We start from the raw sequence: 16,622 nt of genomic DNA, 5'->3' as shown, positions 1-16,622 counted from the left end.
GAGAAATGATGAATCTTATGACAGAACGATCTCTCGAAAAAGCCGTAGGAGACAAAATGAACGCCAACGCTCCATCCATTAAAATGCGTGGCGACAAAGTCTGCGTGTTCTATGGCGAAAAACAGGCTTTGTTTGAAGTCGATCTCGACGTGCCGGAAAAGATGGTGACAGCGCTGATCGGTCCTTCGGGCTGTGGCAAGTCGACCTTCCTGCGTTCGCTGAACCGCATGAACGACACGATTGAAGGCTGCCGCATCGTTGGCAACATCACGCTCGATAATGAAGACATCTACGATCCAAAGATCGACGTTGTTGAACTGCGTGCACGTGTTGGCATGGTGTTCCAGAAGCCAAACCCATTTCCGAAGACGATCTTTGAAAACGTGGCTTATGGCCCGCGCATTCATGGCCTCGCACGTAACAAGACTGATCTTGAAGAAATCGTTGTCACAAGCTTGAAGAAGGCCAGCCTTTTTGAAGAAGTGAAAGATCGTCTTCACGATGCAGGCACCGGTCTTTCCGGTGGTCAGCAGCAGCGCCTGTGCATTGCACGCGCGATTGCCGTCAGTCCTGAAGTGATCCTGATGGATGAGCCTTGTTCGGCACTCGATCCGATTGCAACGGCAAAGGTTGAGGAACTGATCGACGAGTTGCGTCAGAACTACACCATCGTCATCGTGACTCACTCGATGCAGCAGGCTGCTCGTGTGTCGCAGCGCACAGCGATGTTCCACCTTGGTAATCTGGTGGAAGTCGGTGATACCGATGTGATGTTCACGGCACCGACCGAGAAGCGCACGCAGGACTATATCACTGGTCGTTTTGGCTAACCAATATTTCAGCAAAAGCAGGAGCCGATTGCGGTTCCGCTTCCTGCGTTTTTAATCGAGAGGTCTATGATGGCGTCCCAGCATACTGTTAGCGCATACGACGAAGAACTTCAGTTCCTGACCCACAAGATCGCCGAAATGGGCGGTCATGCGGAGCGCATGGTTGAGCAGTCGGTTGCAGCGATTGTGAATGCCGATAACGCACTGGCACAGCGCGTCATCTCCGACGATCTTATCCTCGATGCAAGCGAGCGCGAGATTGACGACAAGGCCGTCATGATTATCGCAAAGCGTCAGCCAATGGCTGTTGATCTGCGTGAAATCATCGGATCAATCCGCATTTCCGCTGATCTGGAACGCGTGGGCGATCTTGGCAAGAACATCGCGAAGCGCGTTGCAGCCGTTTCAGAATCCCGCCAGCCGGGCAAGCTTTATCGTGGTCTCGAAACCCTCGCTGAACTGGCACTGACACAGTTGAAAGACGTGCTCGACGCCTATGCAACGCGTTCGGTGCAGCAGATCAATATCGTTCGCGACCGTGATGACGAAATTGACTCGATGTACACCTCGCTGTTCCGCGAGTTGCTCACCTATATGATGGAAGATCCGCGCAACATTTCAGCCTGCACGCATCTTCTGTTCTGCGCGAAGAATATCGAGCGCATTGGCGATCACGCAACCAACATTGCTGAGACCGTCTATTACATCGTGACCGGCCTGCAGATGCCTGCGGAACGCCCGAAAGAAGACCTGAGCCACGGTATTGTCGTGGACGAGGCGCGTAAATCCTGATGAGATTTGCGCCGTATGATCGCGGCGCAAATTATTCGCATATGTAAGAAAACGCGGCGGCACGCGGCTGAACGGGGGAGTTGCATGTGCCGCCACGCTTAACTCAATAGGAAACACTGCATGTCACAGGCACCTAAGATTGCTGTGGTTGAAGACGAAGAAGCGCTGAGTGTGTTGTTGCGCTATAATCTTGAAGCCGAAGGCTATCACGTCGATACGATCTTGCGTGGCGATGAAGCCGAGATTGCACTGCGTGAAAACGTGCCGGATCTTCTCATTCTCGACTGGATGCTACCGGGTGTGTCGGGCATTGAACTTTGCCGCCGTCTGCGTCAGTGGCCGGAAACCGAACGTCTTCCGGTAATTATGCTGACTGCGCGTGGCGAAGAAAGCGAACGTGTTCGCGGCCTGAGCGTTGGTGCCGACGATTATGTGGTCAAACCGTTCTCGACCCCTGAACTGCTTGCGCGTGTTAAAGCCATGCTGCGCCGTGCCAATCCAAGTGTTCTGTCGCATGTGCTTAAAGTCGGCGAACTTGTGCTCGACCGTCAGCAGCACCGCGTTTATCGCAAAGAAAAAGAAATTCGTCTTGGACCGACAGAGTTCCGCCTGCTTGAATATTTCATGATGTCGCCGGGCCGCGTTTTCTCGCGTAGCCAGTTGCTTGATGGCGTATGGGGACCGGATATCTACGTCGATGATCGCACGGTCGACGTGCATGTCGGACGCCTGCGCAAGGCGATCAATTTGGGGCGCATGCTCGATCCGATCCGCACTGTGCGCGGTGCTGGCTATTCTTTCGGCTAGTCATCAGAGTTCATTTCACGCGTTAAGAATGGCCCGTTGCTCAAAAGGCATCGGGCCATTTTTGTTGCAAATTTCCAAATTCCGATTCGTGTTGTTGATGAAAATCCGTTCCATATCGGCTCGTATCACACGATGTTACAGTTCATTTCAAAGATTTGACTGAAACTGGACATGATGCTCGTGAGAGACGCATGTTCTGATTATTTCAGCGCCAATTTCTATGTCTTAGCAGGATTTTACAGCAGTCATGAATTAAGGCAGCTCTATGGTGCGCGCTGCATTGCAATTGAATCGCGTGTAATCAATACCTTATAAGATTTAAGTGGTTGCGTTAACGATTTGTTAATAATTTAGAACGGCTTAGCTCAGGTTATTGGCCAAAGATTCGACGTGTTGAGTCTCTCGGTTTCAATATGGCTGTGAATTTGAAATATGATTTTTTGCCTTGTTTTTGCCGAAAAATTCTTAATTCTTGCACTCTAAGAAGATTAGCAGAACGTTTGAATTTTAATTTTCGTTCGATTTGGCTTGAACGCCAGCCTGATTTTGCAGCGCCTTGGTGGCGCTTTAAAAGCGGAAGCAGACTGGATCAGTTAAGGGTCGTAATGATGCGCCTAATTAAGAGATTGAGCCGTTGACGCGCGCTCGTAAATGGAAACTGCCGGTTATTCTCGGTTTGCTCGTGGCACCTTTTCTGGTGACGGGCTGCACGACAACTGGTGGTACGAGCAAGACCAAGACCGAAAAGACAGCGGCTGTAAGCCACGTTAAGTCGGTCAATGGCGTGAAGACTTTCACTTACACCGCGAGAGATCGCGAATGCCTCCAGCGCGCGATGTTTTTTGAATCAAACCGTTCAAGCCCTGATGGTTTGATGGCTGTCGGTACTGTGGTGATGAACCGCCTCGCATCGGGCAGCTACCCCGATACAATTTGTGGTGTGGTTGGGCAGAAAAACCAGTTTGCACCGGGCGTTTTGACCCGCAAGATGAATTCCAACGCTTTGCCAGATGTTCAAGCAGCTGCTGATGCAGTTCTTAAAGGCAAGCGTCATCCATCTTTGAAGAACTCGATGTTCTTCCATACTGCAGGGCTCAAATTCCCTTACAACAATATGCATTATGTGCTGGTTGCAGGTGGAAACTCCTTCTACGAAAAGCGTGGTCGTGACGGCGAATTGCAGAACCCGGTTCCGCAAACGCCTTACAACCTTGCTTATGCGTCATCGCCACAATCGCCTTCCATGCCTGAAGGGCCGTTTTATAACGTGACCACGCAGCAGGATGGAACTGTTCCTGAAGTTCAGCCGACTGTTCAGGTTGCGCTTGCTGACGCTTCAAAGACGGCAGAGACGCAGCAGAACGGTGGTGTTGGTCCACAAGCGCGTGGTGATCGTTTGGCGACCTTGCCTGTTACGCCTGCTGAAAAGCCGGTTCTGACGCAGGTTGCAAGCTATCAGCCGACTTTCGATGAAACCGCACCAACGGAGCAGAACGCATCTCTGGCATATACCGCCGATAAGAAGCATGTTGATGCAATTGGTGCGATGCTTCTCGCGCAGGATCGTCCGCAATCACCGCTCTGAAGTTGAGCTGATCACAGAATTAAAAAAGCGCCCCAAAGGGCGCTTTTTTTTATTTTACTGGCACCGCCACCGGAACGGGCTGATAAATCACCATCGGCCTGTCGTAGAAATCAGCTCTATTTTGCCATTCGCGTCGATCCGCGCGGCGGTCGAGATCAAGCCGCATCAGACAATTCGCAAAAGCATCCGATTTCTGTTTGAAACCATAGCCGCGGCAGGTCTGTTCATCTGCCGCGCGGCGCTGTTCAGGTGTCATAGTTTGACAGCCTGCAAGCAGCCCTGCAACACCGAGGATTATAAGCACGCTTTTCTTCATAGCCGTTGCTCTCATTGAATAAAAAAATTCGACCGCATGATCAATATAGTGCAATAGCAGTAAAAAGAGTGGTGAAATTATGCCTTCTGATACACTGCCGCTGATTCTATCAAACACAAGGTTCGCAGCCCTATGGCACATGACATTAACGCTCCCGTCATCGACCCGGTAAAACTCGAACGTCTGGCCGAAGTCGCCGTACGAGTCGGGCTGCAATTGCGCGAAGGGCAAGATCTTGTCATCACAGCCCCGGTTGTTGCGCTGCCGCTGGTGCGCTTGATTGCAAAACACGCCTATAAGGCGGGTGCAGGCATTGTAACGCCCTTCTTCTCCGATGATGCGATTGCGCTGGCACGTTATGAAAATGCATCGGACGAGAGTTTTGATCGTGCAGCCGACTGGCTTTATGAAGGCATGGCAAAGGCCTATGCCAACGGTGCAGCGCGTCTCGCGATAGCAGCTGATAATCCGCTGCTCTTGTCTTCGCAGGATGCATCTAAGGTTTCGCGCGCCAACCGTGCCAATTCCAAGGCCTATCAGCCAGCGCTTGAAAAGATCGCAGGCTTCGACATCAACTGGAACATCATTTCCTATCCGAACCCGGAATGGGCGAAGCTGATGTTCCCGGATGATGCGCAAGACGTTGCAACCCGCAAGCTTGCTGATGCGATTTTCGCAGCCTCCCGCGTTGATGTTGATGATCCTGTCGGTGCGTGGGCCGCGCACAATGCGGCATTGCGCACCCGCACGCGTTTGCTCAACGGCAAGGCTTACAGCGCGCTGAATTTTAAGGGACCGGGCACCGATCTGACGGTTGGTCTTGCCGATGGTCACGAATGGCATGGCGGTGCATCCACGGCGAAAAACGGCATCACCTGCAACCCGAATATCCCGACCGAAGAAGTGTTTACCACGCCGCATGCGCTACGCGTCGATGGTCATGTGTCGAGCACCAAGCCGCTGTCGCATCAGGGCACATTGATCGACAATATCTCTGTGCGTTTTGAAGGCGGTCGCATTGTTGAAGCCAAGGCAAGTCGTGGCGAAGAAGTGCTCAACAAAGTGTTGGATACGGATGAAGGCGCACGCCGTCTGGGCGAAGTGGCACTCGTTCCGCATTCCTCCCCTATTTCGCAGAGCGGGCTTCTTTTTTATAACACGCTGTTCGATGAAAATGCAGCAAGCCACATCGCGCTCGGTCAGTGCTATTCGAAATGCTTTATCGATGGCGCGAAGCTTACGCCGGAACAGATCAAAGCGCAGGGCGGCAATTCGAGCCTGATCCACATCGACTGGATGATCGGTTCAGACAAGATCGATGTGGATGGTGTGAATGCCGATGGCAGCCGCGAGCCTGTCATGCGCGGCGGTGAGTGGACGAACTGATAAACAAAAGGCCGGGAATTTCCCGGCCTTATTCGTATTATCAGCGTACCAAAATCAGTTCTTTTCCTGAACGTGTGCTTCCAGAAACCACAGCGACTTGTCGAGGCTGCGCGAGGCGGCTGTGAAAATATCTGCGGTCGTGTCGTCACCAGCTTCGTCTGCATCCCTGATCGACTGACGCACTAAGTTGGCCACATCGCCATAGCGCTCGATCAATGCTGCCAGATGGTCGTGCACGGCATAAATATCAGTCGGATAGGCTTTAAGCTTGGAGTCTTTGGCGACAACCTGCGTGGTGCCATAGGCAGTGCCGCCAAGCTGCACAGCGCGTTCTGCAATCGTGTCCACATGATCGTCGAGGTCGGCACGGAATGTATCAAGCAATTCATGCACGGCGATAAACTGCGGACCCTTAAGGTTCCAGTGCGCCTGCTTGGTGATAAGAGCAAGATCAATGGTCGCAGCCAGGTTTTCGTTGAGCAGCGCGATCATCGTTGTCTTGGTATTGGAGGGAAGATCGTTGCGGGTTGTATGCATCGACTTCTTGGACATTTGATCCTCATATCCTTTGCACGATCCGACTCATGTCACAGTGATTGGGACATCACTGAGCGAAAGCAGATTTGCTTTCTGAAACCGTCCCCGCCGGATCTCAATGTAAGGCCGGTTTGGATAGCGTTATTATATTCCGTCCCGCATCCGATATTTAAACGCTCCACACGGCATTTTGTTCCCAAAAGTGCTGTTAAATTTGGTCCAATTCATGTGTTTTGCTTGTGGCATAACGAATTCTGATTTACCCGATGGCTTATGAAGATACTTGCCCTTGATACCGCTTCTTCCTGGTGTGCTGCCGCAATCTATGATTCTGGCACCGATACGGTTCTTGCTGAAGTCAGCGAGGACATCGGAAAAGGTCATGCCGAAGTCCTGATGGACTATATCGGGCGGGTAATGACGCAATCCGGAATTGCCATGACTGATCTTGATTGCGTGGCCGTCAATGTTGGCCCGGGTTCTTTTACCGGCGTACGGATTGGCGTGTCGGCAGCGCGTGGTTTTGCGCTGGCGCTTGAGCGCCCTGCAATCGGCATCAGTGCTTTTGATGCGCTTGCATCGGAAGTAGCGATCAGCCATCCGGGAAAGCCGGTTCTGGTGTTGCTTGAAGCGCATCGCGGTGAAATCTATGCGCAGAGCTTTGATGCGGATTCCAAGGCGACAACTGGCCCAATGGTGCTGCCGCGTGATGAAGCGCTGGCGCTTATCCAGCAGCAATCCTCAGAGACGGTGCTGGCTGGCTCTGCCGCAAATGCGCTGAATGAAGTTTTGGCAGGAACATTCAGCACTGCACGCGTTGAGCCGACCGCACGGATCGGCACTTATGCAAAGCTTGCAGCATTGCGCGAGCCGGGCGAAGCGCCGAAGCCGCTCTATATGCGCGGACCTGATGTGAAGCCGCAGACTGGTTTTGCGCTGCCGCGTAAGGCGGACGGAGAATAAGATGCTGGGCTTTTCGCTCCCCCGCTTTGGCCGCAAGTCTGTTTCGGTCGAGCCGCTTAGCGCTAAGGACTGCGGAGAAATTCACCGTGTTCATGCGCTGGCTTTTCATCACAGCTGGAGCTCCGATGATTTCCGCTCGCTGATTGCGCAAGACAATGTTTTTGGCTTCGTTGCGCGGCCTGAAGGTAAACCGGGCAAGGCATACGGCTTCGTGCTGGCCCGGCTGGTTGCAGGTGAGGCGGAAATTTTGACGATTGCAGTTTCCGATGAGGTGCGCAAGCAAGGCGTTGGTCGCTCGCTGATGGATGCGGTGCTGCGCTATCTGTATCAGGAACGGGCGGAAACGCTGTTTCTCGAAGTCGATGAAAACAATGTTGCGGCAATGGCTCTCTATCGCCGGATTGGTTTCAACAAGGTCGGTGATCGACCGGCTTATTACGAAACAGAAAATGGGCGCTCATCAGCGTTCATCCTAAGGCGCGATTTGGTGAGGCCACAATGATCGGTGCCATCCGCATCATTTTGGTCGTTGCGGCGATGGTGGCTCTCAGCCTGTCGCTGATTCCGTTTCAATATGTGTTTTTGAAACTCAAAAACACTTGGAAGCGCCGCCTGCCGAATTTCTTTCATCGTATCATCGCCCGCCTGTTCGGTTTCCGCATTACGATTGTTGGTGAGATCCCGGAAGGTAGGCCGCTTTTGCTGGTCGCCAATCACACGTCATGGAGCGATATTGTCGTTTTGTCGGCGGCGGGGCAGGTTTCGTTCATTGCAAAATCGGAAGTAAAAAGCTGGCCGGTCTTTGGCTTTTTTGCTGTGTTGCAGCGCACGGTCTTTGTTGAACGCGAACGGCGCGGCAAAACGGGCGAACAAACCTCTGACATTGCAAGACGTCTGGCTGATGGTGACGCGATGGTTCTGTTTCCAGAGGGGACGACTTCGGACGGTAATCGTGTTTTGCCGTTTAAGACCGCACTTTTTGGGGCGGCACATGCTGCAATCCGCGAAGCAGGCATTCCGGAAGTGATCGTTCAGCCGGTGGCTATTGCCTATACTGGCATGCATGGAATGGCGATGGGTCGTTATCACCGCCCGATTGCATCATGGCCCGGTGATGTTCAGCTGATGCCCCATCTCAAGGGTATCTTGAAAGAAGGCGCTATCGACGTTGAAATACGCTTTGGCGAGCCGATTGTTGTGACTGCCGAGACGGACCGTAAGGCTTTGGCGCGCAGCATGGAAAGCCGGGTGAGGGCGCTTTTGCAGTCATCATTGCATGGTCGCGAAATTGCTGAGGATTGATACCCAATTCCATCGAGTGAAACTGAATGGAATTGGGTTAAGCCCGAGTGGCGATTGAACTTCTTCAAGGCGTGATGCGTAAGCATCTTAGCGCCTTGGCATAAGAGCGTAAGTTTGTCGCCTTTTAAAGCGGTGATAAAAACGCTAGATAGCGGCCATGAGCGAAAACATGACCGATATTCAAAAAACATCAGATGGCAGCAACACGCGTAAGGTCTTCGTGAAGACTTATGGGTGCCAGATGAATGTCTATGACAGCCAGCGCATGGCCGATAGCCTTGCGCAAGAAGGTTATGTCACGACGGACACGCCGGACGATGCTGATCTGGTTTTGCTCAACACCTGCCATATTCGTGAAAAAGCATCCGAGAAGCTTTATTCAGCGCTGGGTCGTCTGCGAAAAATGACGGATAAGCGCGGACCGAATGGCAAAGAACTGACCATTGGCGTTGCCGGTTGCGTTGCACAGGCCGAAGGTCAGGAAATTCTGCGCCGTGCGCCCAACGTCGATCTGGTGATCGGGCCACAGACCTATCATCGTCTGCCCAACGCGCTGGCGCGTGTCCGTGGTGGCGAAAAGGTTGTCGAAACCGAATATGCTATCGAAGATAAATTTGCTCATCTGCCTGCGCCAAAGCGCGAAGAAACCCGTAAGCGCGGCGTTTCGGCGTTTCTCACGGTTCAGGAAGGTTGCGACAAGTTCTGCACCTTCTGCGTAGTCCCTTACACACGCGGCTCGGAAGTCTCGCGCAGCGTTGCACAGATTGTTGCCGAAGCCGAACGCCTTGCCGAGAGCGGCGTGCGTGAACTCACGCTTTTGGGTCAAAACGTTAATGCATGGCATGGCGCGGGCGATGATGGTCGCGAATGGGGCCTTGGCGAACTTCTGTTCCGCCTTGCACGCATTCCCGGTGTAGCGCATTTACGTTACACGACCAGCCATCCGCGCGATATGGACGATACGCTGATTGCAGCGCATCGCGATCTGCGCCAGTTGATGCCTTATCTGCATCTGCCGGTTCAGTCGGGTTCGGACCGCATACTCAAAGCGATGAACCGCCGTCATAAGGCTGACGAATATGTCCGTCTTGTCGAGCGTATTCGTGAAGTGCGCCCTGATATGGCGCTGTCGGGTGACTTCATTGTCGGTTTTCCCGGTGAAACCGATCAGGACTTTGAAGATACAATGCAGCTGGTGCGCGATGTAAATTATGCGCAGGCCTATTCGTTCAAATATTCGCCGCGTCCAGGAACGCCGGGTTCTGATCTTCCTGATCATGTGGAAGAAGCGGTCAAGGATGAGCGGTTGCAACGCTTGCAAGCGCTTTTGGCCGAACAGCAAACAGCATTTCTGAATTCGCTGGTCGGTCGTGAAATGGATGTGCTTCTGGAAAAGAAGGGCCGTTTCGAGCGCCAGATGGTTGGTCGTTCGCCATGGCTCTTGCCAGCCATCATTGATGATAATGACGATCAGGTCGGTGAGATCATCCGTGTAAAAATTACGGGGACTGGCACCAATAGTCTTATTGCGCAAAAGCTTGTGTGAGAGCATTATAGCATTCAGGCAGTAGTCGCGGTGAGTAGTCTTTGACCGAACGTCCTGCCGGTACTGCGATTGCAATGCGTGAACCTTTGGGAGATGCGTTTGAGCGCTACGGAAAAACTAAAGCCTGCCAAGCCAACCATCCATACGCAAACAAACACAATTTCAAGCCCGGCTGCGAGTTCTGCTATTACTGCGCCATCCGGAGCCTCCGATATGGCCCATATCGTCCTCACCTTCGACAATAATCGCCTTGCCAGTGCGCTTTACGGCCAGTTCGATGAGAATCTGGCGCGTATTGAGCAGAAGCTCGGCGTCGATGTGCGATCACGGGGCAATGAGCTATCCATCCGTGGAGAGCCAACGGCCACCGAACAGGCCCGCCGCACGCTGGATCAGCTTTATGAATATTTGCAAAAAGGCAATGAACTGACCGCTTCGGATGTCGATGGCGCGATTCGCATTGCCGTTGCTGCGGACGATCAGCTGATCTTGCCAACGCTTGAAACCAAGGGGAAAATGTCGGCTGCGCAAATATCGACGCGCAAGAAGACAATTTTTGCCCGCACACCGACGCAGGACGCCTATATGCGCGCCCTTGATCGTTCGGAACTTGTTATGGGTGTCGGGCCAGCTGGTACAGGTAAGACTTATCTTGCCGTCGCCCATGCTGCGATGCTTTTGGAACGCGGTCTGGTCGAGCGTATCATTCTGTCGCGCCCGGCTGTTGAAGCCGGTGAGCGTCTTGGCTTTTTGCCGGGTGACATGAAGGAAAAGGTCGATCCTTATCTTCGTCCGCTTTATGACGCGCTTTACGACATGATGCCTGCGGAAAAGGTCGAACGTGCGATTACGGCGGGTGTGATCGAAATCGCACCGCTTGCGTTCATGCGCGGACGAACGCTCGCGCATTCTGCGGTCATTCTTGACGAAGCGCAGAATACAACATCGATGCAGATGAAAATGTTCCTGACGCGTCTTGGTGAAGGCTCGCGGATGATGGTCAATGGTGATCCGAGCCAGATTGATCTTCCACCCGGCCAGAAATCGGGTCTCGTTGAAGCGCTTCGCGTTCTTGAAAACGTCGAATCGGTTGTCAAAGTGCGCTTTACTGAGAAAGACGTGGTGCGTCATCCGCTGGTCGCAGCCATCGTCACCGCTTATGACAGTGACGCGAAAAAGAACGCTCGCTCAGAATAATTCAAAATTATTCTTGTATTCGCGTAGAATAATGACGATTTATAAATATTACGTCCGCCGAAAGGCGGACGCTTCTTTTAACAACTGGAAGGATAGAGCGGCTGTTTCATCGCAAGCCGCGAGAGAAGTGTCAGATAACGCGATCCAAATCGATATTATGATCGAAGCCGGCAACTGGCCGGAAGAAACAGTCCTTGAAGGACTTGTGCAGCGCTCCGTAGAGGCAGCTTGGAATAATCTCCAGCTTAAGCCCGCTGAGAGCGAATTGAGTCTGGTTTTTACCGACGATGCTTCTATCCGCAAGATCAATGCCGAGTGGCGAAACAAAGACAAGGCGACCAATGTTTTGTCTTTTCCGGCCTATCCTGTAAAGGCTGGCGAGCAGCCGGGCCCGATGCTGGGTGATATCATTATTGCGCGCGAAACGGTCGAGCGTGAGGCTCTCGAAGAGGGCAAGCCGTTCGATAACCATCTCACGCATCTCGTAGTGCATGGCTTTTTGCATCTTTTGGGTTACGATCACGAGACTGAGGAGGAGGCCGAAGAGATGGAACGTCGCGAACGCGAAATCCTTCATGCTCTTGCCATCCCCGACCCTTATGCTGTATCCGATTTAAACGTTGAAACAGATTGATCATGGCTGACCAAAACAATTCCTCTACCGCTGGCGATAGCCGAAGCGACACACAAGACGCCGAAGGGCAAAGTACGCAGCGCTCGCAATCGAGCGAAAAGCGTTCCCTTCTGGCAAATATTTTTCCGTTTATGCGTTCGCGCCAATCATCGTCTTTGCGCGAAGATTTAGCTGATGCGCTTTCAAGCACTGAAAGCGAACAGGATTCGGCTTTCTCGCCTGAAGAAAAGGCGATGCTCAACAACATCCTGCGTCTGCGCGAAATCCGCGTCGAAGATGTGATGATCCCACGCGCGGATGTAGTAGCGATTGAAATTTCTACACCGCTTTGGGAAGCGCTAGAGCTGTTTGAAAGCTCAGGCCATTCACGCATGCCGGTCTATGCTGAAACGCTGGATGATCCGCGCGGCATGATCCATATCCGCGATGTGCTGAATTACATTACACAGCAATCGCGTCAGAAGACCGACGCGACGAGTGCTGCCAAGTTTGACATGGGGCGTATCGACCTCACGAAGACCATTGGCGAACTTAATCTTATTCGCAAGGTGTTGTTCGTGCCGCCATCGATGCTGGCGAGCGGACTGATGGCACGCATGCAGGCGGCCCATATCCAGATGGCACTGGTCATTGATGAATATGGCGGCACCGATGGTCTGGCCTCGCTCGAAGACATTGTCGAAATGGTTGTCGGCGATATTGAAGATGAGCATGATGACGAAGACATCATGATCTCTGAGGAAGCCAACGGCGTTTTCGTTGTCGATGCCCGCGCTGATCTTGAAGAACTGGCTGAGAAGATCGGCCCTTCGTTCGAAGTGGGCGAACATGGTGAGGATGTCGACACTGTCGGTGGCCTGATATTCTCGGTTCTTGGACGCATCCCTGTACGCGGTGAAGTCGTGCAGGCTATACCGGGATATGAATTTCATGTGCTGGAAGTTGATCCACGCCGCGTGAAGCGGGTTCGCATTGTGCCACTTTCGGAATCAGAAAGTCATCGGCCACGTCCAGTTGTCAGCACGGATGATGATGCATCCGAAAACACCACGGACACGTCCAAAGAGGCCTGATGATAGAGAGATTTGCGGGGAAGATCTCTTCTTTGAGCGGCTGGCGCCGGGCGCTGGTCGCTTTTCTCACTGGTGCAGTCGCGACGCTCACCCAACCGCCTTTCGATATTTTTATCGTCGGTTTCCTTACATTCCCACTGCTGGTCTGGCTGATTGACGGTGCAGTGCCTGATAAGGAAAAAGGCCCTATCCGGCGCTTTTTCCCGGCCGCTCTGATCGGCTGGTGGTTTGGTTTTGGCTATTTCGTATCTGGTCTTTGGTGGATCGGTACGGCTCTTCTGGTCGATGCTGAGCAATTTGCTTGGGCTATACCGTTTGCAGTTCTAGGCCTTCCCGCGTTTCTGGCGATTTTCTATGGATTGGCCGCGATGGTTGCGCGGCTTTTCTGGTCGCAGGGCATTGGGCGCATCTTTGCGATGGCGCTCGGCTTTGGTCTGACTGAATGGCTGCGGACATTTGTTTTCACCGGCTTTCCGTGGAACGCAGTTGGCTATGCCGCCATGCCCACGCCGATGATGATGCAATCCGTCGAGATTGTGGGTCTCGTTGGTATGAGTGCATTTGCAGCGCTCGTGTTTTCGGCACCTGCGTTGCTCAGTGGCGGTCGTTTTGCAAAGGCTGGCCTTGGGCTTGCCGCTGTTCTTGTCGCCGCGCATATCGGCTTTGGTGCATGGGTGCTGTCGAATGCGCCAGCGGTCGATACTGATCGGACAACGCTTTCAATCCGCATCGTACAGCCTTCTATTGCGCAGAGCCTGAAATGGGACAACAACGAGCGGCGTGCGATCTTCGATAAATTTATCGCCATGACTGAGCAGGCACCGGCAGATGGTGCGCCGAGGCCCGATGTGGTGATTTGGCCTGAAACGGCAGTTCCTTATATTCTTTCATCAACACCGGATGCCCTGAAGCGCATTGCCGATGTGGTTGGCGACGATCAGGTGCTGTTGACGGGTGCGGTGCGTGAAGAAATCGTACCGCGCCGCGATCCGCGTTATTATAATTCTATCCTGACGATTAATGGCGACGGTAAAATTGTCGATTATACCGATAAGGTCCACTTGGTGCCGTTTGGTGAATATCTGCCTTTCGAGCGGTATCTGCGCAGCTGGGGATTGCAGGAAGTGGTCGAAATGCCCGGTGGCTTCACAGCTGCCAAAGCGCGTCACGCGATCAATGTCATGGAAGGCCAAACCTTCCTGCCGTTGATTTGCTATGAAGCAATCTTCCCTGATGAACTCTCCTATACTGGACGAAAGGTGACGGCGATTGTGAATGTCACCAATGATGCATGGTATGGGGACACACCGGGACCTTACCAGCATTTCCGACAAGCACAGGTGCGCTCTGTGGAGCAAGGCCTCCCCCTCGTTCGTGCTGCCAACAATGGTATATCTGCTGTCGTAGATGCTTATGGACGAATCATTCAGGAGCTACCTCTTGACGCGGTAGGGGTAATTGATGCTTATTTGCCTGAAGAGCGTGTCCCATTTTGGGGCAGTGCGCCCTCCGGCAAACAGGCTCTTGCAATTCTGTTTGTGTTATTCACCGTATGCGTGTGGTTGAGGTTGTCTTTCCGCAAGCGTTTTCATTGACATGGCAATTTTGTTACGATGTTATACTCGGGCGGTGACGGTTTCATTGGAAAACCAGTCTGACTACCTCCCACAATGATTTTTATCTCTGTTCTTTTGAACAGACCATGAATGAAAGCTCGCGGTCGCGAGGAGTGAAACTGTATGATTGAGAATAAGAAGAAGCCCAACCCCATTGATATCCATGTGGGCAGCCGCATTCGTCTTCGCCGCAATATGTTGGGCCTCAGTCAGGAAAAATTAGGCGAAAGCTTAGGCATTACTTTCCAGCAGATTCAAAAATATGAAAAAGGCACCAACCGCGTTGGCGCCAGCCGTCTTCAGGCGATCTCATCTATTCTGACGGTGCCAGTTTCCTTCTTTTTTGAAGATGCGCCGGGTTCTTCGCCTACTCAGGCAGGTTTTGCTGAGGACAATGAAGCGACTTATGTTGTCGATTTCCTTAACTCGAATGAGGGCGTCCAACTGACCCGTGCGTTTACCAAAATTTCCGACCCGAAAGTGCGCCGCAAGATTATCGATCTTGTGAAGTCTCTTGCCGCAGAAGGCGAATAACGCATAATTTTGTCCGCAAAACCGCATGCCGGAAGGATTTTTTCTGGCATCGAGGTGTCGCAACAAGAATATGCATTGACGGTTTAATCCTAACTTCGCTAACACAATGCTGTGCCCGGACCATATGAAACGGTTCCGGGCGCTACTGTGTTTCCATGGCGGATATTTCATCCGTTGGATTTTCAAGAGGGGTTACCCGTGTCGCGCAGTTCTTATCTCTTCACCAGCGAATCGGTGTCTGAAGGTCATCCAGACAAGGTTTGCGATCGTATTTCCGATGAAATCGTAGACATGATCTATAAGGAAGCGCGCCGTACCGGCGTTGATCCTTGGTCTGTCCGCGTTGCATGTGAAACGCTTGCTACCACCAATCGTGTGGTTATTGCTGGCGAAGTCCGCGTGCCTGAAACTTTCCTGAAGAAGAATAAGGACGGCACAATCGCTCATGACGCGGCGGGCCATCCACTGATTAATCCATCACGCTTCCGTTCCGCTGCGCGTAAAGCTATCCGCGAAATCGGCTACGAGCAGGATGGCTTTAATTGGCGCACTGTGAAAATCGACGTGTTGCTGCATCCACAATCTGCCGATATTGCGCAGGGCGTGGATAATGCTGCCGACCGTCAGGGCGAAGAGGGTGCAGGTGATCAGGGCATTATGTTCGGCTATGCTTGCCGCGAAACGCCTGATCTGATGCCAGCGCCGATCTATTATTCGCATAAGATTCTCGAAAAGCTCGCTGAAGCGCGTCACAAAGGTGAAGGCGATCCGGGCAAACTCGGCCCTGATGCCAAGAGCCAGGTCACTGTGCGTTACGAAAACGGCAAAGCTGCTGAAGTAACTCAGATCGTGCTTTCCACGCAGCATCTCGATGCAAGCTGGGATTCAAAGAAAGTTCGCTCGGTTGTTGAGCCTTACATTCGCGAAGCGCTGGGCGATCTTCCAATTGCAGCAAACTGCAACTGGTACATCAACCCGACCGGCAAGTTCGTTATTGGCGGGCCAGATGGTGATGCGGGCCTTACGGGTCGCAAGATTATTGTTGATACTTACGGCGGTGCGGCTCCGCATGGTGGTGGTGCATTCTCCGGTAAGGACACAACCAAGGTGGATCGCTCGGCAGCTTATGCAGCGCGTTATCTTGCCAAGAATGTGGTTGCTGCCAATCTTGCAGATCGCTGCACGATCCAGCTTTCTTATGCTATCGGCGTTGCACAGCCGCTTTCGGTCTACGTCGATCTGCACGGCACGGGCAAAGTGGACGAAGCAGCCGTCGAGGTAGCATTACGTAAGGTTATGGACCTGTCGCCAACCGGCATCCGTAAGCACCTTGATCTCAATAAGCCTATCTATGCCAAGACCTCATCTTATGGCCATTTTGGTCGCAAGGCGGGTCGAGACGGTTCTTTCTCTTGGGAAAAGACCGATCTCAGCAAGGCGTTGAAGGCAGCACTTTCAGCCTGATTGTTTACATTTCCAGCAATACTGCGCAGCGGTTTTGCAT

General features: G+C 52.6%; 17 protein-coding genes. 15 read left to right on the top strand and 2 right to left on the bottom strand.

What is annotated here, in order from left to right; genetic code table 11:
* The first annotated feature begins 56 nt into the window (after window positions 1-56).
* The 4 genes from pstB to ACOZHT_RS05135 all read left to right on the top strand — a co-directional run bounded on the left by pstB (window position 57) and on the right by ACOZHT_RS05135 (window position 4,014).
* Window positions 57-830 (top strand): phosphate ABC transporter ATP-binding protein PstB, encoded by a 774-nt coding sequence (pstB, locus tag ACOZHT_RS05150; RefSeq protein WP_339509157.1) that lies wholly within the window; start codon window positions 57-59, stop codon window positions 828-830.
* A gap of 69 nt (window positions 831-899) precedes the next feature.
* Complete coding sequence (gene phoU, locus ACOZHT_RS05145) at window positions 900-1,622, top strand: phosphate signaling complex protein PhoU (RefSeq protein WP_339509509.1); 723 nt, start codon at window positions 900-902, stop codon at window positions 1,620-1,622.
* Window positions 1,623-1,742: 120 nt separating this feature from the next.
* Window positions 1,743-2,429, top strand: coding sequence for a phosphate regulon transcriptional regulator PhoB (phoB, locus tag ACOZHT_RS05140; protein WP_339509158.1), 687 nt, complete (start codon window positions 1,743-1,745; stop codon window positions 2,427-2,429).
* A gap of 634 nt (window positions 2,430-3,063) precedes the next feature.
* Entirely contained in the window at window positions 3,064-4,014 is a 951-nt protein-coding gene (locus ACOZHT_RS05135; RefSeq protein ID WP_339509159.1) for a cell wall hydrolase, read from the top strand.
* 49 nt (window positions 4,015-4,063) lie between these two features.
* Here ACOZHT_RS05135 and ACOZHT_RS05130 read toward each other — a convergent pair whose 3' ends face one another.
* On the bottom strand, window positions 4,064-4,330 hold the full coding sequence (locus ACOZHT_RS05130) for a hypothetical protein (protein WP_250039373.1): 267 nt from the start codon (window positions 4,328-4,330) through the stop codon (window positions 4,064-4,066).
* A gap of 132 nt (window positions 4,331-4,462) precedes the next feature.
* Between ACOZHT_RS05130 and ACOZHT_RS05125 the strand changes: the two genes are divergently transcribed.
* Window positions 4,463-5,716 (top strand): aminopeptidase, encoded by a 1,254-nt coding sequence (locus ACOZHT_RS05125; protein WP_339509160.1) that lies wholly within the window; start codon window positions 4,463-4,465, stop codon window positions 5,714-5,716.
* 54 nt (window positions 5,717-5,770) lie between these two features.
* On the opposite strand, the gene dps is transcribed toward ACOZHT_RS05125, so the two are convergent.
* Complete coding sequence (dps, locus tag ACOZHT_RS05120) at window positions 5,771-6,268, bottom strand: DNA starvation/stationary phase protection protein Dps (protein WP_339509161.1); 498 nt, start codon at window positions 6,266-6,268, stop codon at window positions 5,771-5,773.
* Window positions 6,269-6,526: 258 nt separating this feature from the next.
* On the opposite strand from dps, the gene tsaB reads away from it, so the two are divergent.
* From tsaB to metK, 10 genes are all read left to right on the top strand, one after another.
* Complete coding sequence (tsaB, locus tag ACOZHT_RS05115) at window positions 6,527-7,216, top strand: tRNA (adenosine(37)-N6)-threonylcarbamoyltransferase complex dimerization subunit type 1 TsaB (protein ID WP_339509162.1); 690 nt, start codon at window positions 6,527-6,529, stop codon at window positions 7,214-7,216.
* A gap of 1 nt (window position 7,217) precedes the next feature.
* Window positions 7,218-7,718: a ribosomal protein S18-alanine N-acetyltransferase gene (rimI, locus tag ACOZHT_RS05110; protein ID WP_339509163.1), complete on the top strand. Its 501-nt coding sequence runs from the start codon at window positions 7,218-7,220 to the stop codon at window positions 7,716-7,718.
* Window positions 7,715-8,518, top strand: coding sequence for a 1-acyl-sn-glycerol-3-phosphate acyltransferase (locus ACOZHT_RS05105; RefSeq protein ID WP_339509164.1), 804 nt, complete (start codon window positions 7,715-7,717; stop codon window positions 8,516-8,518). Before rimI ends, ACOZHT_RS05105 begins: the two co-directional genes overlap by 4 nt.
* Before the next feature lie 157 nt (window positions 8,519-8,675).
* Window positions 8,676-10,064 carry a tRNA (N6-isopentenyl adenosine(37)-C2)-methylthiotransferase MiaB gene (gene miaB / locus ACOZHT_RS05100; protein WP_339509165.1) on the top strand — a complete coding sequence of 463 codons (1,389 nt, stop codon included), beginning with the start codon at window positions 8,676-8,678 and terminating at the stop codon, window positions 10,062-10,064.
* Between the two features lie 99 nt (window positions 10,065-10,163).
* Entirely contained in the window at window positions 10,164-11,261 is a 1,098-nt protein-coding gene (locus ACOZHT_RS05095) for a PhoH family protein (protein ID WP_339509166.1), read from the top strand.
* A 127-nt stretch (window positions 11,262-11,388) separates the two neighbouring features.
* The gene (gene ybeY, locus ACOZHT_RS05090) at window positions 11,389-11,895 is read left to right on the top strand and encodes an rRNA maturation RNase YbeY (RefSeq protein ID WP_339509167.1); all 507 of its coding nucleotides are present in this window, start codon (window positions 11,389-11,391) and stop codon (window positions 11,893-11,895) included.
* Between the two features lie 2 nt (window positions 11,896-11,897).
* Entirely contained in the window at window positions 11,898-12,968 is a 1,071-nt protein-coding gene (locus ACOZHT_RS05085) for a hemolysin family protein (protein ID WP_339509168.1), read from the top strand.
* The gene (gene lnt / locus ACOZHT_RS05080) at window positions 12,968-14,563 is read left to right on the top strand and encodes an apolipoprotein N-acyltransferase (RefSeq protein ID WP_339509169.1); all 1,596 of its coding nucleotides are present in this window, start codon (window positions 12,968-12,970) and stop codon (window positions 14,561-14,563) included. The genes ACOZHT_RS05085 and lnt overlap by 1 nt, the downstream gene beginning before the upstream one ends.
* Window positions 14,564-14,707: 144 nt before the next feature.
* On the top strand, window positions 14,708-15,118 hold the full coding sequence (locus ACOZHT_RS05075) for a helix-turn-helix domain-containing protein (RefSeq protein ID WP_339509170.1): 411 nt from the start codon (window positions 14,708-14,710) through the stop codon (window positions 15,116-15,118).
* A gap of 198 nt (window positions 15,119-15,316) precedes the next feature.
* Entirely contained in the window at window positions 15,317-16,582 is a 1,266-nt protein-coding gene (gene metK / locus ACOZHT_RS05070; protein ID WP_339509171.1) for a methionine adenosyltransferase, read from the top strand.
* Window positions 16,583-16,622: the final 40 nt, after the last annotated feature.

Origin of the sequence: Ochrobactrum sp. EDr1-4 (assembly GCF_049199085.1) — a bacterium.
Lineage (GTDB): Bacteria > Pseudomonadota > Alphaproteobacteria > Rhizobiales > Rhizobiaceae > Brucella.
This window is presented reverse-complemented; position numbering and strand designations above follow the sequence as displayed.